General features: G+C 63.3%; 21 protein-coding genes and 1 pseudogene. 10 read left to right on the forward strand and 12 right to left on the reverse strand.

The window, feature by feature from the left end; genetic code table 11:
- Window positions 1–1,748: amidohydrolase family protein (locus tag J4F42_15320; protein MCE2486884.1), on the reverse strand; the 1,748-nt coding region annotated here is incomplete at its 3' end.
- Window positions 1,749–1,852: 104 nt separating this feature from the next.
- Window positions 1,853–2,380, reverse strand: coding sequence for a dual specificity protein phosphatase family protein (locus tag J4F42_15325; GenBank protein ID MCE2486885.1), 528 nt, complete (start codon window positions 2,378–2,380; stop codon window positions 1,853–1,855).
- A gap of 323 nt (window positions 2,381–2,703) precedes the next feature.
- On the opposite strand from J4F42_15325, the gene J4F42_15330 reads away from it, so the two are divergent.
- From J4F42_15330 to J4F42_15350, 5 genes are all read left to right on the forward strand, one after another.
- On the forward strand, window positions 2,704–3,126 hold the full coding sequence (locus tag J4F42_15330) for a cupin domain-containing protein (GenBank protein ID MCE2486886.1): 423 nt from the start codon (window positions 2,704–2,706) through the stop codon (window positions 3,124–3,126).
- A 72-nt stretch (window positions 3,127–3,198) separates the two neighbouring features.
- Window positions 3,199–4,332, forward strand: a complete 1,134-nt coding sequence (locus tag J4F42_15335; GenBank protein ID MCE2486887.1) for an amidohydrolase — start codon at window positions 3,199–3,201, stop codon at window positions 4,330–4,332.
- A 38-nt stretch (window positions 4,333–4,370) separates the two neighbouring features.
- On the forward strand, window positions 4,371–6,113 hold the full coding sequence (locus J4F42_15340) for an amidohydrolase family protein (protein ID MCE2486888.1): 1,743 nt from the start codon (window positions 4,371–4,373) through the stop codon (window positions 6,111–6,113).
- Between the two features lie 89 nt (window positions 6,114–6,202).
- Window positions 6,203–6,595 (forward strand): nuclear transport factor 2 family protein, encoded by a 393-nt coding sequence (locus tag J4F42_15345; GenBank protein MCE2486889.1) that lies wholly within the window; start codon window positions 6,203–6,205, stop codon window positions 6,593–6,595.
- Between the two features lie 99 nt (window positions 6,596–6,694).
- Window positions 6,695–7,966 carry an MFS transporter gene (locus tag J4F42_15350; protein ID MCE2486890.1) on the forward strand — a complete coding sequence of 424 codons (1,272 nt, stop codon included), beginning with the start codon at window positions 6,695–6,697 and terminating at the stop codon, window positions 7,964–7,966.
- Between the two features lie 176 nt (window positions 7,967–8,142).
- Here the strand turns inward: J4F42_15350 and J4F42_15355 are convergent, their stop codons facing one another.
- The 7 genes and pseudogenes from J4F42_15355 to J4F42_15385 all read right to left on the reverse strand — a co-directional run bounded on the left by J4F42_15355 (window position 8,143) and on the right by J4F42_15385 (window position 13,647).
- Window positions 8,143–8,412, reverse strand: coding sequence for a hypothetical protein (locus tag J4F42_15355; GenBank protein ID MCE2486891.1), 270 nt, complete (start codon window positions 8,410–8,412; stop codon window positions 8,143–8,145).
- 471 nt (window positions 8,413–8,883) lie between these two features.
- Window positions 8,884–9,294: pseudogene (locus J4F42_15360) on the reverse strand (formylglycine-generating enzyme family protein).
- A 202-nt stretch (window positions 9,295–9,496) separates the two neighbouring features.
- The gene (locus tag J4F42_15365) at window positions 9,497–10,123 is read right to left on the reverse strand and encodes a Uma2 family endonuclease (protein ID MCE2486892.1); all 627 of its coding nucleotides are present in this window, start codon (window positions 10,121–10,123) and stop codon (window positions 9,497–9,499) included.
- Between the two features lie 118 nt (window positions 10,124–10,241).
- Window positions 10,242–10,769 (reverse strand): carboxymuconolactone decarboxylase family protein, encoded by a 528-nt coding sequence (locus tag J4F42_15370; protein MCE2486893.1) that lies wholly within the window; start codon window positions 10,767–10,769, stop codon window positions 10,242–10,244.
- 32 nt (window positions 10,770–10,801) lie between these two features.
- Window positions 10,802–11,248, reverse strand: coding sequence for a VOC family protein (locus J4F42_15375; protein MCE2486894.1), 447 nt, complete (start codon window positions 11,246–11,248; stop codon window positions 10,802–10,804).
- 20 nt (window positions 11,249–11,268) lie between these two features.
- On the reverse strand, window positions 11,269–12,426 hold the full coding sequence (locus tag J4F42_15380; protein MCE2486895.1) for an amidohydrolase: 1,158 nt from the start codon (window positions 12,424–12,426) through the stop codon (window positions 11,269–11,271).
- Between the two features lie 75 nt (window positions 12,427–12,501).
- Window positions 12,502–13,647 (reverse strand): hypothetical protein, encoded by a 1,146-nt coding sequence (locus tag J4F42_15385; GenBank protein ID MCE2486896.1) that lies wholly within the window; start codon window positions 13,645–13,647, stop codon window positions 12,502–12,504.
- Between the two features lie 112 nt (window positions 13,648–13,759).
- On the opposite strand from J4F42_15385, the gene J4F42_15390 reads away from it, so the two are divergent.
- The gene (locus J4F42_15390) at window positions 13,760–15,505 is read left to right on the forward strand and encodes an amidohydrolase family protein (protein MCE2486897.1); all 1,746 of its coding nucleotides are present in this window, start codon (window positions 13,760–13,762) and stop codon (window positions 15,503–15,505) included.
- Window positions 15,506–15,530: 25 nt separating this feature from the next.
- On the opposite strand, the gene J4F42_15395 is transcribed toward J4F42_15390, so the two are convergent.
- Entirely contained in the window at window positions 15,531–16,865 is a 1,335-nt protein-coding gene (locus tag J4F42_15395; GenBank protein ID MCE2486898.1) for an MFS transporter, read from the reverse strand.
- Window positions 16,866–17,012: 147 nt separating this feature from the next.
- Between J4F42_15395 and J4F42_15400 the strand changes: the two genes are divergently transcribed.
- Genes J4F42_15400 through J4F42_15415 form a run of 4 tightly spaced genes read left to right on the forward strand, consistent with a single transcriptional unit; the run spans window position 17,013 to window position 20,999 of the window.
- Window positions 17,013–18,704: an amidohydrolase family protein gene (locus J4F42_15400; protein ID MCE2486899.1), complete on the forward strand. Its 1,692-nt coding sequence runs from the start codon at window positions 17,013–17,015 to the stop codon at window positions 18,702–18,704.
- 12 nt (window positions 18,705–18,716) lie between these two features.
- On the forward strand, window positions 18,717–19,823 hold the full coding sequence (locus tag J4F42_15405) for an amidohydrolase family protein (GenBank protein MCE2486900.1): 1,107 nt from the start codon (window positions 18,717–18,719) through the stop codon (window positions 19,821–19,823).
- Between the two features lie 13 nt (window positions 19,824–19,836).
- Entirely contained in the window at window positions 19,837–20,295 is a 459-nt protein-coding gene (locus tag J4F42_15410) for a nuclear transport factor 2 family protein (GenBank protein MCE2486901.1), read from the forward strand.
- 44 nt (window positions 20,296–20,339) lie between these two features.
- Complete coding sequence (locus J4F42_15415; protein ID MCE2486902.1) at window positions 20,340–20,999, forward strand: HAD-IA family hydrolase; 660 nt, start codon at window positions 20,340–20,342, stop codon at window positions 20,997–20,999.
- A gap of 139 nt (window positions 21,000–21,138) precedes the next feature.
- Here J4F42_15415 and J4F42_15420 read toward each other — a convergent pair whose 3' ends face one another.
- On the reverse strand, window positions 21,139–21,540 hold the full coding sequence (locus J4F42_15420) for a hypothetical protein (protein MCE2486903.1): 402 nt from the start codon (window positions 21,538–21,540) through the stop codon (window positions 21,139–21,141).
- 32 nt (window positions 21,541–21,572) lie between these two features.
- On the reverse strand, window positions 21,573–23,413 hold a 1,841-nt coding region (locus J4F42_15425; GenBank protein ID MCE2486904.1), incomplete at its 5' end, for a TonB-dependent receptor.

Raw genomic sequence — 23,413 nt, forward strand, 5'->3', positions numbered from 1 at the left:
TAGGCGGCTACGCCGTTGCGCAGCAGGGCGCCTGGCGTCGCGTTGGTGCACTGACCGTCTTCGAAGGTCACCTCGCCGTTGACCATGATCCAGCGATAGCCTTCGGCCTTCTGTACCCGCCGCCACTCGTTGGCCGGCAGATCGTGGGTAACCTCTGAGGGCAGGATCTTGAGGTTTTCCAGGTCGTAGACGATGACATCTGCGGCCATGCCTTCGCGCAGCGTGCCTCGGTCTTTGATCCGGGCGGCCCAGGAGGTCAGCCCGCTCAGCCGGAAGTGGGCTTCTTCCAGGGTCATGATTTCGGAGTCCCGCACCATCCAGGTCAGCATGTCGGTCGAGTAGGTGCCAGGGGTGATGAACTTGATGTGGGCGCCGCCGTCGGACACACCCGGCAGGGTGTAGGGTGACGCCATGATCTCGCGGTAGTTCTCCACGTCCTGGTTGAGCACCGGTCCGGCCCACTCGGTCTTGATGTTGTCGGCGACCGAAACGTCGAGCATGGCATCGATGACGTGCTTGCCTTCCTGCTCGGCAATCTGGGCGACCGACAGCCCCTCGTACTTGTCCTTGAGGGCCGAGTTGTGGACCTTGCGTGCGATGAACTCGGTCAGCTCGCCAAACAGGAAGTCACGCGACTTGGTGCCGGCGTCGTACTCTTCGCGCATGATCTGACGCAGACGCGGGTCGGCCAGCTTGACCCGCTTTTCCTCAGCCGTTCCGGTCGTCGCCTCGCGCCACGCCTCACTGTCGTCAAACAGGTTCCAGTCCTCAAAGGTGATCCGGTTGGGCGCTCGGGCCGTTGCCGCCTGCCCGAAGATCTGGGTGCCCTTCTTGTTGGCTTCGGCCAGCCAGCGCAGCTGAGCCCGGTAGACATACGGATATTTGTCATTGACGGCAATGGCGTTGAACAGGACCGAACAGCCGCTCTCCTCGGACAGCAGGGCGTTGAAATCAAAGTCGTTGTGCATGCCGGCTCGGGGATCATCGACCCCGACCGTTGAGCGGGTGAACTGGATGCAGCCCTCACCGTTGCGCTGGCCCAGCCCCTTGGCCATGGCCAGATAGAACTCGTCCGGCAGCATGTCGGTGATCATCGGCGTGCCGTCAAAGTCACGCTGAACCGACGACGAGCCACCCGGAACCAGCTGCTGGGACGACCAGCCGTTGGCGCCGGCATCCATCGCCTCGTGCATCAGGCGGACGATCTCCTGGGTTTCCTTTTCGTTCGGAAAGCGCTTTTTGGCCTCCTCAAAGCTGCCCAGGGCGTAGGCGACGGCCGGTCCCAGCGGGAACAGGTGGGAGACGTTGATGCCCTTGGGCAGGGCGTCGATGCAGTCCATATACTGGGGAAAGGTTTCCCAGTCCCAGGCCATGGATACCTGCATCGGTTCCATCGGGATGGCTTCGTTGCGGGACAGGGCCAGCATGGCCCGCTCGGTATCCTTGGGATGCACCGGGGCAAAGCCGAAGCCGCAGTTGCCGATGGTGACCGAGGTCACGCCGTGCCAGCTGGAGATGGTCAGATACGGGTCCCAGTGCAGCTGGGCATCGTAATGGGTGTGCAGGTCGATACCGCCCGGGGCGACAATCAGCCCCCTGGCGTCCAGCACCTTTTTGGCATCGCTGGTGTTCAGACGGCCGATTTTGGCAATCTTCCCATCCTTGATGCCGAGGTCACCCTTGTAGCGCGGGACACGGGTGCCGTCGATAATGGTGCCATCTTTGATAATGACATCAAATTCAGCCATAACTCCCTCCTTGTTGAGATGGTTGTGTTGCGATTTTTCGTCAGCATGGACCACTCGACCCGAGACTGTCAAGTGCTGAGCGAACGTTCATTCTTCACGCGACGCTAGACGATTGGGCCGGACTGGCAGGCTTCCAGCAGGGTGTACAAATCCTCGGGCTCGGCGTTGCCCCAGTCGGCCGCCTCGTGGGGATTACGGCCCATTTCCTTGACTGCGGCAATGGCGTCGGTGACCGGCAAGCCGCGACCGGAGATCAGCCACGCGGCCAGGATTTGGCCGGCCCGCCCGCGTCCGCCCTGACAGTGGACGACGACCGGCTGGCCGGTGTGGTCCGACTCCTTGAGAAAGGGCAGGATACGTTCTTTGAGCAGACCCACGTCACACAGGTGATAGTCGGCGATCGGCGCCCAGCACACATTGTCCGGCCCGAACTCTTCCCCGTACGTGGCCAGCAGGTCTACCCGGTAGGCGCGGAGTTGGTCCTGGTGCAGCAGGCAGCACACGCGCCTGATGCCCTGCTCCTTCATGTAGGCCACCCACTGACCGATGCGCAGGGCCGACAGGGCAGGTCCCTGAGAGCCGAATACGACCGTTTCGGTATGGCAGGCTGGGGAAAGACGAAATTTCGGCATGTCCATCCTCAATTAGAGCGTTCCTGTACCGGCCAGATGCCAAGGGCGGCTGACCGATAAAATCACCCGGTAGGCTGTCATCGTTCTTCCCTCCTTATTTAGTTGCCCGTGCTCTTGCGGTTGGTGCCCAAAGCCGATCCCCTCTCCCCTTTACTCCTTTTGTTCCCTTTGGGGCAAGGGAAACCCCACCTCAGGAAAACGACACAAGGGCAGCTCTTCAGGACCGCCAAAAGGCACGCTGATGTCGCGATCAGGGAAGTCTTGACTTTTGCCCTGCCCCGGGAGTATGGCGGAGGTAAGTATACAGAGAAAGGAGACGCAGTATGGCAACACAGGATTTTGAGGTGCAACAACTCCTCAAGGCGTATCGGAAGGGGCTGATTTCGGACGAGCTGTTCGAGGCCCAGATGAATGAACTTGGCGCCGCCAACGGGGCGGGCGGTCTGGACGTGGCCAACGTGTTCGATTTCAAGGACCAATCGGTCCAGAAGCTCCAGGAAACCGAACAGAGCCAGACGGTGGTGTTCAATCTGCCGGCCAACTACAGCAACGACACCGAGAACACCCACAAGGGTGACCAGATCATCTATGTGATTGACGGTGGAGCAACCGCTCGAGTGTCGGGCAAAGAGCAGGATCTCAAGGCCGGCGACGTGCTGATGATTCCGGCCGGCGCGCCGCATACCCTACGCACCGGCAGCGACCCGTTCTTCGGCTTCACGATTCTGGCCCCGCCTGAACTGTAGCCTCCCCGCCGTCCGAGTCGCTTGGGGGAGTCCGGACAGAGTCGGGGGGGGGGACCAGACAAGGAGGGGGTTATGACAGACACATACAGGATCATCTCCTCGGACAATCACATTTTTGAGCCGGCCGACCTGTGGGCGACGCGGGTTGAGGCCAAGTGGCGCGAGCGCGCCCCCCAGGTGCGGCGTCTCGACGACGGGGGCGACTGGTGGTTCTGCGACGGTCGCAAGGTCATGGGCGCCTTTGCCGGAGCCCAGACCGGCCGGCGGTTTGAGGAGCCCGAAAAACTGAGCAGTGCCGATACCATGGACAACGTCCGGCCCGGCGGCTACCTGCCGGAGGAGCACGTCAAGGATATGGAGCTGGACGGGGTGGACGGCGGGGTGATCTATCCGACGGTCGGGCTGCTGCTGTTTACCATGTCGGACAGCGAACTCATGACGGCCATCTTCCGCGCCTACAACGACTGGCTGGCCGAGTTCTGCAAACCCTTCCCGAATAAGCTCAAGGGCATCGCCATGCTCGACATTGACGATCTGCCGGCCGGCATCAAAGAGCTGGAGCGCTGCGCCAACATGGGCCTGGCGGGAGCCATGATCACCTGTTACCCGCGCGAGGGACAGACCTACGATTCACCCGAGTACGACTCGCTGTGGGCTGCGGCCCAGGATCTGGGCATGCCGCTCGGCCTGCACATCGGCACCAATCGGCCCGGCCCGGGTCAGACCTTTGTGTTCGACGAGTTGACGCCGGCCTTTCTGGCCAACGCCGACTACTGGGTCCGCATGTCGCTGGCCCAGATGATCTACAGCGGTGTGTTCGCCCGCTATCCCAAACTCCAGGTCGGTGCGGTCGAGATGGAGCTGTCGTGGGTGCCTCACTTCATTGACCGGCTCGACTATAACTACACCCAGCGCGCCCGCGACCTGTTCAAGAAGGGCTACTGGGACCGCTATCCGGGCGATATGCTGCCCAGCCAGTACTTCCACCGCAACGTGTTCCTCGGCTTTCAGGAGGATGCCCTCGGTATCCAGCACCGCCACATCATCGGGGTGGACAATCTGCAGTGGGGCTCGGACTATCCGCATCCCGAGGCGACCTTCCCCCGCACCCGCCAGATTCTGGAGGATATCCTGGCCGGCTGCACCGAAGAAGAGAAGGCCAAGATCGCCGGCGGGAACGCCGCCCGGGTGTATCATTTCGACTGAGCTGTTCGTTTTTCGTTCCCAACACACAGGAGGGAGTCATGGCACAGTTTGACACGCTGATTAAAGGCGGCACGGTTATTGACGGAAGTGGGGTCCCGCGCTACCGCGCCGATGTTGGTATCAAGGACGGCAAGATCGCCCAAATCGGGCGTCTCAAGACCAGCGACGGCGGTCGGGTGCTGGACGCCAGCGGGCTGATTGTCGCGCCGGGCGCCATCGACCTGCACACCCACTATGACGCCCAGATCCACTGGGATCCGTATCTGAGCATCGGCAGCTGGCACGGCGTGACCTCGGTCACCATCGGCAACTGCGGCTTTGGCTTTGCACCCGTGCATGGCAAGGATGCCGAGCGGGCCATGCTGTCGATGTCGCGCAACGAGGCGATTCCCTTGGCCCCGATGAAGGAGACGATGGCCTTTGACTGGGAGACCTTCCCGCAGTGGATGGACCATATCGACACCCTGCCGCTGGGGGTCAACATCTCACAGCTGGTGCCGATTACGCCGCTGGTCGCCTACGCCATGGGCGGCTATGAGGAGTCCAAGAAGCGCCTGCCGAACGACAGGGAGATGCAGAAGGTCTTGCAGATGTTCCACGAGGCCATGGACGCCGGGGCGGTCGGCTGGGGCGCCCAGCGCCTGTTCCCCGAGGGCATGGCCTCGGTCCAGCGCGACTATGACGGCTCGCCCATGATTTCGGACGTGCTGTCCGACGAGTTCTACCTGACCATGGCCAAAGCGCTCGGTGAGCGCAACGCCGGCTGCATCCAGTACACCCAGGCCAGCGCCAGCATCCACGATCCGACCAAGGGGCCGCAGTACGACTTTGCCTTCAACGTCAAGCTGGCCGAGGAGAGCGGACAGCCGGTGCTGTTCAACGCGGTGGCGGTCAACGACCAGTATCCCGAGGTGTTCCAGTCGCAGCTCAAGTGGCTGGAGGAGGCCAATAACCGGGGCGTCCGGGTGTTCGGCCAGGGCGTCACGGTGCGCCTGCCGCTGGAGTTCACCTTTGAGGACTGGAACCTGTTCGACAACAGCGAGGTGTGGCGCGAGGCGACCCTGGGGACCGTCGAGGAGAGAAAGGCCAAGCTGGCCAACCCCGACATCCGCCGGGCGATGAAGGAGGAGTACGACTCGGGCCAGGTGCCCATCGACCTGTTCGGGGAAATCCCGACCTTTATCGCCAAGAAGGTCCGCCGGCCCGATCTGGAGGAAAAGTACGAGGGCTTGTCGGTCGGCCAGATCGCCGAGATGGAGAATAAGCACGTGCTCGACGCGCTGCTCGATCTGTCGGTCGCCGACGATCTCAAGACCCAGTGGCGCACGCCCGTCCTCAACGTCAGTGAGGAGAACTCCAGGAAGATGATGGATTCGCCCTACGTCATGGCCGGTCTGTCCGACGGCGGGGCGCACATGAAGTTCATCACCGCCGGCATCTGGCCGACCGATCTGCTGACCTGGATGGTGCGCGACACCGGCATCCTGACTCTGGAGCAGGGCCATTACCGCCTGAGCGGTATGCCGGCCTGGGCCGCAGGCTTCAGGGACCGCGGCTACCTGCGCGAGGGACAGGCGGCCGACCTGATGGTCTATGACCTGGACAAGCTGAACATCCTGCCGACCGAGATCGTCGAGGATCTGCCGACCGGAGAGTGGCGCCGGGTGCAGCGTTCCGAGGGCTACCGCTGGATGTTGGTCAACGGCGAAGTCACCTTCGAGGACGGCGTGTGCACCAACGCCACACCGGGCGGCTTGCTGCGTCACGGCGCGGCCCGGTAAGCACAACTTGCGCAGACCGGGCTACGGCCCGGTCCAGACTCACAGGCTGAGAAGGATCGTTCTTCTCAGCCTTTTTTCGGGAGGAAGACATGGCAGACATTGATGACCTTGCCGGGACCTTTGAACAAATCGTGGCCGCGATCAACCGGCGCGACGCCGGTGCCTATTCGTCCTTTTGGCACGAGCAAATCGTCGCCTTCCCGCCCTTCTCGCCGTTTGCGGTGGAAGGAAAATCCACCCTGGTGCCGCTGGCCGAGGCGAACTTTGCCAACGCCGAGAGCCTGAGCCTGACGCCAATCAACCCCCAGTGCCGCGTTATCGGCAGTACGGGGATTGTGTGGGGCCACATGTCGCTGGCGGTCAAGCCCAAGGATGGCCCGCTGAGCGCAACGTTTGCGCGCTTCACCTTTATTTTTGCCAAGACTGACGGGAAGTGGCAGGAGGTGGCCATTCACGCCTCGCAGCTCCCGTCCGGCAGCTGACACTTGTGGGCGGAGAGGTCGCCATTAGCCATACTCGGCTGAAACCGCGCCATGGACGAGCAGGCTACAGATCGTGGAGGAGCAGGCGGCGCTGAGCGTGTGTTCTACGGCTGGTTCATTATCGCCATCCTGTTCTTCGTGTCGATCATCGACGGCGGCTTCACCTACACCTTTTCGACCTTTCTCAGGCCCCTGACCGAGGAGTTTGGCTGGTCGCGGGCGGAAACCGCTACCGCCTTCTCGCTGTACCTGCTGATCGGCGGGCTGGTGTTGCCCGGCTGGGGCTGGCTGGTCGATCACATCGGGGCCAGACGTGTCTTTCTGCTGAGCGCGGTGATCGACGGCGTGGCCCTGTTGTTCCTCAGTGCGGTCGAGAATCTGAGCAGCTATTACGGCTGGTATCTGCTCTTGGGCGTCGGCCTGGCCGGCATCGGTCCCATGCCGGTCGGCAAGGTCGTGACCCAGTGGTTTGTGACCAAGCGGGGCTTGGCCATGGGCATTGCCCTGGTCGGTGCCAGCGGTGGGGGGCTGGTCCTGGTGCCGCTATGCGGATTCCTGATCGCCGAGTTCAGCTGGCGGGTGGCCTATCAGGCCCTGGCCATCCTGTCGCTTGGCCTGATGTTGCCGCTCATCTGGTTCTTTGTGGTCAACACTCCCGAGGAGAAGGGCTTGCGGGCCATGGGGCAGAACGGCTCGGCCAGCGGGCTTGAGCCGGATGACACCCCGGCCGCGCCGGCGACCAGAGACTGGACGCTCAAAGAAGCCCTGTTCACCCCGACCTTCTGGCTGTTGGGCGTGGCCTTCTGCCTGGGGCTGATGGCGGCCGGGGCAGTCCACACCCACCAGGTCGCGTTTCTACAAGACACCGGACAGTCGCTTGAGCTGGCCGCGACGATTACCGGCGTCAGCCTGGGCATGAGCATGGTCGGGCGTTTTGCGGCCGGCTGGGTCAGTGAGCATTTCCCGCGTCCGCACTATATTTTGGCGGGGTGTCTGCTCATGCAGGCGGTCGGGACCGGCTTTCTGATGTATCTCGACCTCTTAGGGGCCTGGAGCCTGGCGCTGTTCATTCCCCTGTTCGGTCTGGGCTATGGCGGGATGATTGTGCTGTGGCCGCTGACCGTCGGCCATGATTTTGGTCGGCGGGCATTTGGGACCATCGCCGGGGTGCTGGGGACGATCGGCCTCAGCATCGGGGGCGCCTCCGGGCCGATCATCGCCGGCGCGATTTTTGACGCCCAGGGAAGCTATGACTGGGCGTTTGTGGGCTGCATCGGGCTGTTCATAGTTGGGGCCGGGGCGGCGCTGACGGCGCCGGAGCTGCGGGCCGACCGCCCGGCGTTCGTGCCCGGTTTGGGGAGCGAGCCCTAGCGCGTTTCACGTTAGACTGTAGCCCTGCCGTTCCGCTCTCGTCGGGCCGGACGTGATCCGGCATTCTCTGCTTCGACTTCGCTCCGCTCCGCTCAGCATGAACGGGCGGCCGTTCGTCCTGAGCGTAAGGCGCAACGCGCCTGAAGTCGAAGGGCTACACAGCATTGTGAAGTGCCCTAGGTAGTGGTGGAGCGCCGCAACAACTCGGCCAAGACTTCACCCTGCTGGCGGAGCGCCTGGCTCTGTTCCCGCTGGTTGGCCTCCATGATGTCGAGCTGCCGGTTGCGGATATTGGAGGTTTTGTTCATCATCCACAAGCCGCCGATAATCACCAGCAGCTGACCGAAGCCAATTCCCAGCGCCGTGATCTCCACCCAATTCGGGGGCGGCCCGGCCTGTAACGCGGCGACGGCTTCCCGCGCCAACTGGACAAGTTCAGCTTCCATGCTGTCCTCCTTCCGGACAAGATTTGCGCACCCGGCTCAGCAAAAAAAGAGGCTCCGCAGTCAAGGGCAGCTGTGCTGCGAGCGAAGCGCAGCCCTGGGCCTTGAGCGCATCCACTTGCAGGCGCAGGTCCTGCTCCAGCGTACTGACCCGGGCATAGCCGACCGTCTTTTCTGCCGTGTCATTGAGTAGATGGTACACAGATTTATGAAACGGGTGAATAGAACAGATTTCCGCCGTTTCAGCCCCTGGTCCGGGCCGGCGTGGCGCTGTCCCACAAAACCCTCCTTTCCCAAGACACCGCCGACGGAGGTTCAGCCAGGTGGCCATACGCGCCCCCAAAGCAGGGACGGCGTAGCACCCCAGGACAGGTCACACAGCGCCGCTGCGACCCCGACCCGCCACCCGCCGTGCGCCCTTCGGGACGGCTGCTCCACCACGACAAAGTGGAAAAGGGTAACAGCGCACAGGGTTTAGGGAGTTCTCGCCAGGCGGAAGCCGAGGGTGCTGAAGCGGCCGCGGTCGCCCGGCTCACCGCCGTAGATGAGGCGATACGCCGCCCGGCAAGCGCGGGCAGAGTGGGTCCAACTCCCGCCGCGAAAGACCCGGCCGGGGCCTGAACTGGGGCCACGCGGGTCGGTCACCGCACCACGGGGATAGTCGCCATACCAGTCGTGCACCCACTCCGATACGTTCCCGTGCATGTCAAACAAGCCCCACCCATTCGGCTGTTTCTGCCCGACCGGATGGGTCCCCGCTCCAGAGGAGAAGAATCCTCCCTGATCACCGTACCAGACATACAGCCCCAACTCGCTCGCTGTGGTCCCAAAATGGTACGCTGTCTGGGTTCCGGCCCGTGCCGCATACTCCCACTCCGCCTCCGTTGGTCAGGCGCAGCGCGCCTGACGCTCAGGACCAACGGCCTCTCGTTCGTGCTGAGCGGAGCGGAGCGAAGTCGAAGCAGGGGGGCCGGATCATGTCCGGCATGACGGACGCAGAACGACATGGCTACAGCCTGACATGAGCCGCTCCAGCCCACGTCCCGCGTACAGACTATACGCTGAAGAATGCAGCCATCCCATTCGCTCATTCCGCGTCCAAGACAGCAGTAACCGCTACTCTGAACCCCGCAAGCAGGCTGGAGGTCGCTTCCATACCTCGCGAAAAAACGCGGTGTTCCCCATAGCTCGCACCTTGGAGACACAGGACGCTGATCCGCTCGGCTGCCGGGTCAACGATCCAGTATTCAGGGATTCCTGCTGCGGCGTATTCCTGGCGCTTGCGTACCAGATCCCGGTGCGGGTCGTCGGGACTGACCACTTCCAAGACAAGGTCAGCTCCTGTCCAGAACTGATTGCCGCGGCGCTTATCCTTGGACGAGAGCAGCACCAGCAGATCCGGTTCGCGATACCGCCCCGTATGCAGACGCAGACGGAGGGGCGCAACGAGGACGATACCGTCGGTCCGTGTCGCAAGAAACGCATACACAGTCCGGTAGAGAAACAGGACGATCCGCTGATGTTCGTCCGTCGGCATCGGCAGTACCTCGATGTGTCCGTCTCTGAATTCCAGCAGACGCCGGGTGTGATCGGTGAGCTTCAGATAGTCGTCCTCGCTCCACTCAGCCTGAATCGGAAACCGTAAGTCTCCTTCCCATGTGGGCTCGGTTCGCTCATCCGGTGCCGGTGGCGTTGAGCTGATTTTTGTCGGCATTCTCCTCACTTCCCTTCAGGATTTTTCCAATATGGTCCATCTGGCTCGGATTCTTGCCGGAGCAGTCCGGGCGGTGCGGCCGCAGGGAAGGAGCGGCCCATGAGATCGCCCGGCCCGCTTACTCCAGGTCGACCTGCAAGGCGTTCAGATTGCGCGCCATCATGTTCCAGAAGGCGGTCGCCGCAGTCAGATCCAGAATATTGTCCTGCCCGATGAGAGCCCGGACCTGCTGAAACAAGCCGTCATCGACCTGACCCTTCTGGGTCAGCTCCTCGGCGTAGCGAATGATCAGCTTGTCGGCGTCGCTGAACAGCTCGCTCGTCTGATACGAGGCGATGCTGTCGATCTGCTCGCGTGAGATGCCGGTGCGCTCGGCGATGTCGATATGCCGCACGAACCCGTACTTGCAGTTCAGCCGGTCCATCAGCGTCAGCACGGCCAGCTCGCGCAGCCGGGGGTCCAGGGCCGACTCGTTCATGAAGTAGTTGGCCAGCGGAAAGACGCGCTTGGCCAGCTTGGGGCTGTTGGACAGCGCCTTGACGACGTTGGGCACCTGGGGGATGCCGAACTGTTGCTCGAACGAGGCGTATAACTCCTTGGTTTCGTCACTTGCAGTGTCTTTTTCCACATACGGAATGCGTGCCATGTGTCTGTTCTCCTTTCGGCGGTGTTGGGTGCCTAGGCTCCGCTGATCAGCTCAAGAATCGTCCCGTCGGGATCTTTGAAGCACACAAAACTGGCCCGCCCGTCTCCCGGGCCGTCGATGGTCGTCAGCGGAGCCACGAACTCGACGTCGAGCTTTTGCAGCTCGGCGTAGGCTTTCTCGATGTCGCTGACGGCAAAGGCGATGCGGCAGATGCCGACATTGTTCAGGCTGTCATAGGGCTGGCCCTGGGTCGGCGGGTCGAGGAACTGGACCAGGTCGAGTACCGGGGCGTTGGGATCATCGCCGATGCGCATGAACACGCCGCGCATCTTGTTGGCCTTGACGCCCAGCCCCTCGCCGATGCGCGGGTCGTCGCCGGTAAAATCGTTGACCTTGTGGAAACCGATCTGCTCATAGAAGCGGATGGAGCGCTCCATGTCCCGGACACAGATGTTGACGTGAAAGATACGGTCGAGCATGGCTGTGCCTCCTTGCTGGTTTACAGGCCGTACACCTCGGTGACGTTTTGGCCGATGACCTTTTGGCGGGTCGCGTCGGGCATGGGTTCGACCAACTCCTTGAGTTCGTCCATGTAGTTGCCCGGATGGTCCAGGTGCGGAAAGTCCGAGGCCCAGAAGAATTTGTCCGCCCCGACAAAATCGACCACGTGACCGAAGGCTTTTTCGTCGGGATCGCCCGACACCCAGCACTGCCGATAGAAATAATGACTCGGCTTCTCTTTGAGCGGCACCGACTCGCCCAGCGGGCTGTCATACACGGCGTCCATGCGGTTGAGCAGATAGCCGGCCCAGCCCGCGCCGGACTCCAGCACGACGACTTTGACCTTGGGGAACTTGTCGAACAGGCCGTACTGGAACAGGGCCGTAAAGGCTTGCAAGGGGCCTTGCCCGCCGTGAACGTTGAAGTGCCACATAGCCCACTTCTGCATATCGCGGAAGCGCTGATGGACCCGCTTGGCCGGCGGCTCGCCGCTGGGATGAATGCCGACCGGCACGTCGAGCTCCTGGGCTTTGGCCCAGAAGGGGTCGTAATCCGGGTGGGCGTGCGACTTGTTGGTCGGCGTGAAGGGCACAAAAAAGGCGCCCTTGGCACCGCTGGTGACCGCCCGTTCGAGCTCGCGCGCCGCCTCCTGGGGGTCGCCAAAGGAAATATGAGCAATGGGAACGAGGCGGCCGTCCGAGTCGGAACAGAAGTCCACCACCCAGCGGTTATAGGCCCGCGCATAGGCGGCTTGCAGTGCCAGGTCGTCCACGTCTTCGGTTTCCCAGGCCAGCCCCAGGGTCGGATAGATGATGGCCTTGTCCAGGCCGTCCTGGTCGAGCAGCGCGACCCGCTCCTTGGGGTCCATGGAGCCGAACGGCGCCTCGCCCACATAGGTCTTGTCGGGGTGGGGTTTGAGTTCGTCGCCACTCTTGCCCATGGCGCCCGACTGGCCGAGCTGGCCGGGGCGGCGGTACTTGGACGGTCCCCCACCGATTTCCAGGATTTCCAGTCCGTCCCGATCTTTGCTGATGCGGATCGCCCGGTCTCGATACTGGGGCTCCATGTACTGCTCCCACACATCGGGCGGCTCAAGAATATGGCCGTCGGCGTCAATCGCGCCGGGATACGGAAAACGCTCAGATGCTGTTGTCATAAGGCTCCTCCTTTGTCCGAAACATACAGCTCTTCCCCCTCCTGTAGCACGCTCGGGGCGACAAAAGAAAGAGATTTACACCAGGTGGGCCAGGGTCCGCTCGGAGTGCTTTTGCAGGGAAACGGTGAAAGGGGTGCCGCCGGTTCCGACCTGGGCCGTTTTGTCGGCTCGACCGGGCTGGAGGATGTATCTGGCGGCATACTCGAGGTGGAGCTGGCGGAACGCGGCCAGGGCCTGGACGCAGCCGTTATACGCCTCACGAAGTGTGGGCGCGCTGAAGCGGTGCTGGTAGACGTAGTCCCGAATGGCCGGACCGTGTTCGAGACGAGCAATACAGGCGCGATCCCGGATCGGCATGTAGTCGCGCAGTTCCAGCAGGTAGGCCCGCATGGCGTCCCAGTCGTGCTGGATGCCGAGAGCCGCGTCAAAGGCGTACAGCACGCTGCTCTGGGCGCCCGTCTCGCCACGGAACTGCTGGGGCTGGCCTTTGTAGGCTGCGACGCCGTCGTAGTACATGCCGTGGGGCAGGTCGGGGTTGTTTTTCCAGCCGAACATATACGGCCGCACCCGGTGGTAGTAGGTGTCAGGCTGACAGCGCTCCGGCATGCGTCGCAGCAGGGCCTGCATGGTCCGCAGGCTTGCGGCCAGCTCGGACAGGCATTCGGTCACGCCCTGGCTATCCCGCTTCAGCACGGCCTGCTGTGCGGGCAACAGGGCCGACAGGCCGCGTCCGGCCGCAGCCTCGATATGCACATGCAGGGTGACGAACCACTCCTCGTCCATGCCGCCCAAAAAATTCTGAATCATGGTCAGGTTGCCGACCGCAATCGGCCCGTGCGGGTCGAGGCGACGCCAGTTGTGCAGCGTCTGCGAGGCGTAGGTCAGCATCGGCGGCCGGCCGAGTCGCGTCGCCAGCCCGTGCCAGGCCACGGCCAGGGGCGGGGGTAGCCGGCTGGCGATGGGCCGGTCGGGTGCGAACACGTACAGATTGGCCATGAACGACACCATGCTCATGGCCCGCTCAGACTCCTGCTCGGTGCGCAGGGCGGCCAGGGGAAACGGGGGCAGGCGCTCCAGGGTCGGGCGCAGGGCGGTGTTCAGGGCCAGCTTGGACAGATCGTGGGCGACCGCTTCCCATTCTTCAAAGGGCTCGGGCAGGTGGATGAGCGGATCGGGGGTGGGCAGGAAACCCCGCGAGAAATCTCGGTCTGGTGCGGTCATGGTTCTTCGTGCGCGTTGACGACGGCCTGTCGATCTCCTACAAGGGGGATGGGGTACATCCTGGTATCATCTCCTACCCGCCCGCAGCAACAACCAATAAGGAGGGTTCTTTATGGCGGAGTATGATCTGTTAATCAAAAACGGCACGATCGTCGACGGCTTACGCACCCCTGCGTACCGTGGGGATCTGGCCATCCGCAACGGCAAGATCGCGGCGATGGGAAATATCACCGGCGGCGCGACGCGTGTCATCGACGCCACCGGCTGCGTAGTGGCGCCTGGCTTCATGGACATCCACACCCACTACGACGCGGCCCTGACCGGCTGGGACCCCTACGCCACGCTATCCGGCTGGCACGGGGTGACCAGCGTCGCCATCGGCAACTGCGGCTTTGGTTTTGCCCCGGTCCGGCCCGAGGATCAGGAGCGGGCGATGCTGCGCATGGAGCGTACCGAGACCATTCCGCTGTCCATCATGCAGTCCTCGATGCGCTGGGACTGGGAGACCTTTCCCGAGTTTCTGGACAGCCTGGAACGCAACAAGGTCGGAGTGAATACCGCCTCGCTGGTACCCTACTCGCCGCTGCGCGCCTGGGTCATGGGCAATGAGGCGGCCCGCGATCCCGATTACACGGCGAGTTCGGATCAGGTCGCGCGTATCAAGCACGTGTTGCGCGAAGCCTTGCAGGCCGGCGGCTTCGGCTTTTCGGGCTCGTTCAGCATGTCCAACCGGGACTATGACGGCGGCTATCTGCCGACCCAGGTCGCACCCCGGGAAGAACTCCTGGAAATGGCCGAGGTCATGCGCGAGTTCAACCGCGGCTCGATCGAGTGGACCATGGGGTCGGCTCTCCAGGGCTTGGGGCTGGATTTCCTGCTGGAACTGGCCAAGACCAGCGGCCGGCCGGTGAACTGGAACGCCATCGTGTCCGACTCCAACAACCCCGACGGCTGGCGCAAGCAGCTGGCCTGGAGTGAGCAGGCCTACCGTGAGGCGATTGTCCTGCCGGTCGATATCTGTGTGCCGATTGAGCGCGATTTCACCCTGGAGACCATGGGCCTGTTCGACCAGCTGCCGGCCTGGAACGAGGCCACCGTCGGCACCCTCGAAGAGCGCAAGGCCAAACTGGCCGACCCGGCCCGGCGTCCGGCGCTGCGCCAGGACATGGAGAAGCGGCGGCGCATGATCGTACCGTCCAAAGACAGCGACGGCGAGCAGGGTCAGGTGGGGATGATCAACTGGCAGGCGACGGTTATCGACGATGTCCACCTGGAGAAGAACGAGCCGCTGCGGGGCAAGACCATCGCCCAGATTGCCCAGGAGCAGGGCAAGCATCCGGTCGATGCCATGTTGGATCTGGCGGTTGAGGAAGACCTCAAGACCGAGTTTGCCATGCAGGACTCGCTCAACAGTGATGAAGACTCCGTCGGTCAGATCCTCAAACACCCGCTGACCCTGATCGGCGCCTCGGACGGCGGCGCGCATACCAAGTTTCTGACCCTGGGCCGCTACCCGACCCACTTCCTGGCCCACTGGATTCGCGACAAGCAGATCATGAGCCTGGAAGAGGCGCACTGGCGGCTGTCCACCATGCTGGGCTGGGCCATCGGCATCCGTGACCGTGGCTGGCTACGTGAAGACATGCCGGCCGACATCGTGGTGTACGATCTGGAAAAGCTCCAGGTGTTGCCGATGGAGACCATCACCGACCTGCCCAACAACGACTGGCGACGGGTGCAGAAGGCCGACGGCTATCGCTACACGATCGTCAACGGCCAGATTACCTTTGAGGGCCAGAAGTGTACCGGCGCACTGCCGGGCAAGGTTTTGCGCAGCTACGACATGGCCGCAGCCTAGGAGCCATCACGCCTGCGTCCATCCCCTACGTCGCTCGGGCTTCCAGCCGGATGGGGCGTTGGGGGTGGACTCCCAGCCAAAACAGAGAGGCCACGGCCGCCAGCCCGGCGGCCGTGTACAGCGCGCTGTCCCAGCCGTAGTGCTGGGCCAGCAGCGGGGTCAGGGTCGGCGACAGCGTCCCGCCCAGATTGCCGCCCATGTTCATGAAGCCGCCCAGCGTGCCGGCATAGGTTTTGGCCAGGTCAATCGTTGTGGCAAAGTAGGCTGCCACCCCCAAAAACAGGGTTCCCGCGCCCAGCGCCAGGAAGAGCACGGCCAGGTAGGGGTTTGTCACGCTGGCGCCGATAGCGATCAGTCCGGCGGTCAGCAGCATGCTGACAAACCCGACCCCGCAGCGGCCGACGCGTTTGCCGAAGCGCTGGCTCAGGCGGTCGGTCAGCCAGCCGCCGAACGGCGCGCCTATCGCCCCGGCCATAAACGGCGCCATGCCGTACAGCCCGCCGCTCTCGACCGAGAAGTGCAGCACGTTGACCAGATACAGGTAGAACCACGACAGATAGATGTAGCCGATATAGCCGAGCACCGTGTAGGCGGCGGTCACCAGCCACAGGCTCGGACAGCTGAGCAGCGTCCGCCACGGAACCGGGCCGAGCGCCGGCCCGGCAGCGTCGGGCTCGTCCTGCTCAGCCGTCGGCGCCTGGGCAATATACTCCCGCTCTGCGGCGTTGACCCACGGGTGCTGCTCGGGCCGGTCGCGAACCAGCCAGTACCACACCACGGCCAGGACGATGCCGATGGCGCCGGCAATATAAAAGGCCGCTCGCCAGCCCCAGGTGACCATCACCCAGACAATGAAGGGCGGCGTCAGCGCCCCGCCCAGCGAGCTGCCGCTGACCGTAATGCCGACCGCCAGACCGCGTTCCTGGGGTGCGGCCCAGTTGGCGATCACCCGGTTGCCGTTCGGCGGGGCGACCGCCTCGCCGATACCGATCAGCACCCGGACAACCAGAAACGAGCCCACGATGCCGATGAGCGAGGCCAGAAACAGCTCGCCGGCCAGCGCGGTCACGGCGGTAAAAAACGACCACCACAGGATCGCTACGGCCATCACGCCCCTGGGTCCGAAGCGGTCGCCCAGCCAGCCGCCCGGAATCTGGGATACGGCATAGCCCAACACAAAGGCGCTGAAAATCCAGCCGAACTGCACATCGCTGAGGCCGTACTCGGGCATGATGTACTTGGCCGCAATGGAGATGTTGATCCGGTCGATGAACATCAGCACATAGGTGCAGTACAGCAGGCCGATAATCAGCCAGCGGGTCCGGGTCGGTGTCGCTGGTGCGGGACTGGGTGTAGACATACTCCTCCCCGACAAACGCCCCGACTCTAGCCCAGGACTTCTGTGTGGAGCAAGACAAGCCTGCCTGTCCGAATTGTTGACGGCTGGGGGCCGATCTCCTAGAACGGAGTGGGGAGACATCCAGCACTCGATAAAGGAGGGCCAATCATGGCCGAATATGACATCGTCATTAAGAATGGAACCATCGTTGACGGCAGTGGCGCGCCCGGCTTCCGGGCCGACCTGGCGGTAAGTGGGGGGCGTATTGTCGAACTTGGCGAGGTCACGGGTAGCGCCGCGCGGCTGATCGACGCGTCCGACCTGATTGTCGCGCCCGGCTTTATCGATCCGCATACCCACTACGACGCCCAGCTGTGCTGGGACCCGCTGATCACCTGTTCGTCGTGGCACGGGGTGACCAGCGTGATCGTGGGCAACTGTGGCGTTGGGCTGGCGCCGTGCAAGCCCGCCGAACGGGATATCGCCACCTCCAATCTGGTCCACGTCGAGGCCATTCCGTATGAGGTGTTGAACAAGGGCCTGCCCTGGGACTGGGAAAGCTTTCCGCAGTATATGGATGCCGCCGCCCAGCGCGGGTTGGGCATCAACGTCGGCTTTCTGGCCGCCCTGTCACCCTTCCGCCAGTTTGTGATGGGCAATGAGGCCATGGAGCGTGAGGCCACCGCAGCCGAAACCGCGCACATCCGCAGCCTGCTGGACGAGGCGCTTGAGGCCGGCGCCCTGGGTCTGTCGCTGACCGTCCTGCCTCAGCATCTCGGCTACAAGGCTCAGCCCCTGGCCTGTCGGCTGGCCAGTCATGACGAGCTGCGCGCCTACGCCGGCCTGCTGCGCGAACGCGGCCAGGGGACGATTGAGGTGGCCCTGACCAGAAAGCCCAGCGCGGTGTCCGACAGGGAGTACGCGCTGCTGGAGTTGCTGGTTTCCGAGAGCGAGCGTCCGGTCACCTGGCTCAATCTGCGCGACCGCGACGACGATCCCGAGGCGTGGACCAACACCCTGGAACGCGTCGCCCCGCTGCTTGAACGCGGCAGCCGGCCCCAGGTGGCGGTGCGGCCGCTGGTGGTGGAGTTCAATCTGCGCAACCCGTTCCTGTTCGCCGCCATGCGCTCGACCAAGCCGGTGTTCGGCGACGCCGCGCCCGAGGATCAGAAACGCACCTATGCCGACCCCGAGTTCCGCCGCGCGTTTGGGGCTGAGCTGGAGCGCAGCACGGTCTTTCATGACATCTGGCAACGGACCAAGGTGAAGGAAGTCACCAGCCCGGCGCTCAAGGCGGTCGAGTGGAAGACGATAGACGACATCGCCCAGCAGCGCGGTGCAGCGCCCCTGGACGCCTTCTTTGATATCGCCCTTGAGGACGACCTGGGGCTCGACTACATGCTGCCGCTGCTCGACATCAACGAGGAGCGGGTGGCGAAAAAATTCAGCGACCCGCGCACCCTGATCGGCATCTCTGACGGCGGGGCGCACGTGGACATGCTGTGCAACGCCGGCTACCCGAGCTATCTGCTGGGGACCTTTGTGAGAGAAAAGCAGGCGCTGAGCGTCGAACACGCGGTACGGCGCATTACCACAGAACCGGCCCAGTTCTTCGGCATCAACGACCGTGGCGCGCTGCGGGTCGGGCTGGCTGCGGACATCACCGTTTTTGACCTGAACACCATCGACTCCCCCGAGCGTCCGGAAGTTCGCCAGGACTTGCCGGGCGGCGGGCGCCGTCTGGTGACCCAGGCCGAAGGCATCCAGTACACCATCGTCAACGGTCAGGTCTTGTACGAGGGCCAACGCCAGACCGGCGTCCTGCCCGGCCAGGTCATCCGAGGCGGGCAGCCGGCCTGAGGAGAACGCGCCATGTCGATACAACATGTGATTTCAGCCGATTCGCATATGGTTGAGCCGGGTGACCTGTGGCTCGAACGGCTCGACCGCAAATATCGTGACGACGCCCCGCGGGTCGTCAAAAACGAGCAGTCCAAGGCCGCGCCGTATGTGTTTGTCGGGCCTGGCATTCATCCGCTGACGGTGGCCGGCGTGTTTGCCGCCGGACGCAGCGGCGATGCGCTGCGCGAACACATGCAGAGCGGCTACGAGGCCGCCCGGCCCAGCGGCTGGGACCCGGTCGAGCGTCTGAAGGATCAAGACCTGGACGGCGTGGTAGCCGAGGTCTTGTATTCCAGCCTGGGAATCGTCCTGCTGGGCATGCCGGACGGCGAACTGCAACAGGCGTGTCTGCGCGTGTATAACGACTGGCTGGCCGAGTTCTGCGCCCACGACCCACAGCGTCTGGTCGGCATCGGCCTGTATCCGCTCAGCGCCCTGCCCGATGTGTCGGAGATCGAACGCTGCGTAAAGCTCGGACTCAAAGGCGTCCTGATCCTGGCCTCCGATACGCTGGAGCTGCCCTACAGCGACGAGCGCTTCGAGCCGCTGTGGCAGGTGTGCGCCGAGGCCGGGCTGCCCATCTCACTGCACAAACCCCTGGTGTCCGGCATGCCACGGACCGCAGCCATGCCAACCCCGGCCGACCTCCAGATTCATGTCATCCACGTTGTCGAGCAGTGTCTGACCCGGATGGTGTACGGCGGCGTGTTCGAGCGCTTCCCCGAGCTGAAGATGGTCTCGGCCGAGAATGACGTGGGCTGGATGCCGAACTGGGTGCACCGGCTCGACCACGTGCACGCCAAGATCCCCGATACCAAACGCCTGCCGCTCAAACCCAGCGAGTACGTGCGGCGCAACATCTGGGGCACCTTTCAGGACGATCCGATCGGCCCGGCGACGTGGCAGTTCTTCGGTCAACATAACTATATGTGGGCGTCGGACTTTCCCCACGCCGACTCGACCTTCCCCCATTCGCTCAAGATTATCGGCCAGCATTTTGCCGATATCCCGGCCGAGGTGACGCGCAACATCGTGTTTGACAACGCCAAGCGCCTGTATGGCATTGAAGTAGGCTGACAGGAGGACTCCAATGGACATGACCGAACTCGAACGACGGCTGACCCGCATGGAAGACATTGAGGCCATCAAGCAGCTCAAGGCCGAATACTGCGACATCTGCGACGATGACCATAATCCCGACCGTATCACCACGATTTTTGCCGAAGATGGTATCTGGGAAGGCGCCGGTTTCGGCAAAGCCCAGGGACATGCGGCCATCCGCGAGCTGTTCAAGAAATTCCAGACCCTGATCAGCTTCTCCCAGCACCAGGTGCTGAACCCGGTCATCAAGATTGACGGCGACCAGGCCACCGGTATCTGGTACTTTTTCGGGCCGTTTACGTTCTACAAAAACAACCAGGCCAAGTGGCTGGCCGCCCGCTACCAGGACGACTATGTCAAGGTGAACGGCGAGTGGAAGATCCAGCACCTGCGGGCGCGTGGACGGATGAGTACCGATTACGAAAAGAGCTGGGCCGACACAGCCTGAAGCGCCAATAGCGGCCGGGCCCGCGTCCGGCCGCGCACCCCTCCATGCTGAAGTATATTCTGTGGGACCACGACGGTGTGTTGGTCGACACCGAGCACTGGTACTTTGTCTCGACCCAACAGGCCCTGGCCGAACTCGGCATATATTTTGACAAGGACGAATACGTGGCGCACACGACCAGCGGCCGGACGATGTGGGAGCTGGCCAGGCAGCGGGGTGTCTCGGAGGACATCATCGCCGTCCACCGCCGCAACCGGGACCGCTATTATCAGGCGCATCTGCGGACCGAGGATATTGAGATTCCGGGCGTGCTGGACGTGCTGGCCGAGCTGTCGCAGTTCTTTTCCATGGCGATTGTGACCACGGCCAAGAAGGCCGACTTTGCCCTGATCCACCAGGACCGGACGATTGTGTCCTACATGGACTTTGTTGTTGCCAACGGCGATTATGCGCGCAGCAAACCGGCCCCCGACCCCTATCTGACGGCCCTGGAGCGCTTCGGGGCTCAGCCCCACGAGGCGATTGCGATTGAGGATTCCGAGCGCGGTTTGCGCTCGGCGGTAGCCGCCGGTCTTGAGTGCATCATGATCGAACACGCGTTCACCCAGTCCCAGGACTTCTCGCGTGCCAGCCGCGTCGTGCGATCAATCCGCGACCTGCCGGCCATCCTGATCGGTCGACAGGCAAGACCTATTTCAGGCTGACCGCTCTGTCCCCTGCGAGACATTGATAATAATGCCATCCTGAATGGCGACCGATACAGCACACTACAAGGATGAATGAGAGAGAAGAAAAATTGTCGGGGGGACTTCGCATGACACCGCCACTCCAGACAGTCCTTGATTATCGCCCACGCCTCGACACAGCGGTCACAAGCTTCAGCCGTTTCTTTTTCGGCTTCATCGCCAACGGTGCGGTCATCTTCTCGTACAAGCCGAACAGATGCTCCACGCGCTCGCGCTCGGAGGCAAAGCCGCCGGGACGGTACAGCCGGTCCGCGGCGTGGTCGAGGGTGGTATGGGCTTTGCGTAGCTTGGGCGGCATCAGGTCGGGATCGTACAGGTCGGCCAGGGGTGCGCCGGGATGGGCCGCGCGGGCGTCAAGTACGGCCTGGGCCAGCGGTTCCAGCTTCGTCAGCTTCGTACCTTCTGGCGGCGGCGGGAAGGTGTTGTAGACGAGGCCGATAGAATAACGGTAGTCGCTCTTGAGCCGCCCGCCGATGTGCCGAAGCCACGCCAGATGCATAGCAGAGGTCAGCAGGCATTCGAGCGCGACGACTACGAGAAGCCGACGCTGACCCCGACAAACCAGTAGCGGCCCAGGGCGTCGTACAGGCCGGGGAAGGTGTTGCCGTTGCCGGCGATGGACGGTCCGGCCGCGTTGCCCGCCAGCGGCGGGGCCTTGTCGAACAGGTTGTTCACGCCGACCCGGATGCTGGTGTAGTCGTTGTAATACCAGATCGCGGCCAGATCGAAGTAGTGCCGCGCCCCGAGATCGACCCGGCTGGAGTTGAGGTCTTTGACGCCGCTGATGTAGCGCCACATGACACTCGGCCGCAGGCCCCACGGCGTCAGCCAGGTGGCGCGCAGATTGTTCCGAATATCCGGGGTCGGCAAGCCGCAGGTCGCCCCCCAGTTGCCGTTGCAGTCAACCTTACGCGCCCCTTCCAGCTCCTGCTGATCCCAGGTGGCGGTGATCGACAGGATATCGCTCAGGCGCAGCCTGCCCCAGCGGCCGATATCAAGCTCATAGCCGACGGTCATGTCGTAGCCCTGCACCTCTTCGATGGCCAGGTTGTCCAGCAGGGATACGATGTGGCCGCTGTTGTCGAGGTCGGAGCCCAGCCACAGGTCACCGCTCCGGCCGCGTCGGACCTTGGCGCACTGCGAGGCGTTGCCGTCCAGACATTCGTTGAGGACGAACTCCGGGGTCAGGGTGCTGATGCCTTTGCTGATCTTGATGGAATAGTAGTCGAAGCTGAAGTCGAGGCTGTCGAGAAAGCCGGGCGTCCACACCAGACCGAAGGAGTAGGTGTCGGATTCCTCGGGCGCCAGGTTCGGGTTGCCGCCCTGCAGAAAGTTGTACTGGGCGGCCGGTGAATGTTCGATGTTGCCGAACTGCGTGGCGGTCACCCCGCTGCGGGCGCATTCCTCAAAGCTGCGGCCCTCGGCCGTCCTGCCGTTGGCGACCGGCCCGGCGCACGGGTCGGCGTTCATCTCGAACAGGTTGAAGCCCTGGGGCAGAAAGCGTTCCCGCACCTGCGGTCCGCGAATCGCCCGCTGGAAACTGGCCCGCAGCCTGAGGTCGGGATGGAGCGCCCAGCCGGCGCGGACGCCAAAGGTATGGGTGTGCTGGCCGTAATCGTAGTCGGAATAGCGATAGCCCCCGTCCAGCCGTAGTTCTTCCGCAAAACGGGCGCCGTCGATCAGCGGGACGCCGGCTTCGAGGAAAAACTCCGTCACGTCGGACCCCCCGCTGACGGGGTGGCTGGCGCCGCCCTGCCCGGCCCCGTCACCGCTGCGATAAGCCTGGTTGGGACTGAACTTGAGGTTGTCGTCGCGGTATTCGCCGCCCAGGACAAGGTCCAGGCCGGTGGCGGCGAGCGGAGACCTGAGACCGTAGCGACCCAGATTGCCGGCGATATAGCCCGACACCACGGTCTGGTCGGTAGCCCCGCGGGCAGACAGGGGCAGGCTCAGGTAGTTGACCATAGCCTGGGTCACCGCACCCTCGCGAAAGATGTTCCAGGGGACGCAGTTCGGATCGGAACCGTCCAGCACCGAGCGGCACACAACCTGCCCCGTCGCCGGGTCTCTGACCGCGTCCAGCGCCCGCCCGATGCGGGTGATCGACAAATCGTTCAGATAGGAGTTCTGCATGCGGACCTCGGCGTACTGGTAGTACAGGTCGTAGCGCCAATTCTCGCTGAGGTCGCCGCGCAACCCGAACACCCCGCGGTAGGAGGTGTGGCGCAGGTCGTTCTGGCGGCTGCCGCCCTCGACGTTCCGACGACCGATAAACACCTGCTGGCTGTCATTCCGCGTCAAGCCGTACGCGCCGCACAGGGCGTCAAACTGTTGCTGAGACAGGAAGGCGTTGCCGCATTGCAGGCTATCGG

The sequence above is a fragment of the Desulfurellaceae bacterium genome (assembly GCA_021296095.1).
Lineage (GTDB): Bacteria > Desulfobacterota > Binatia > Bin18 > Bin18 > JAAXHF01.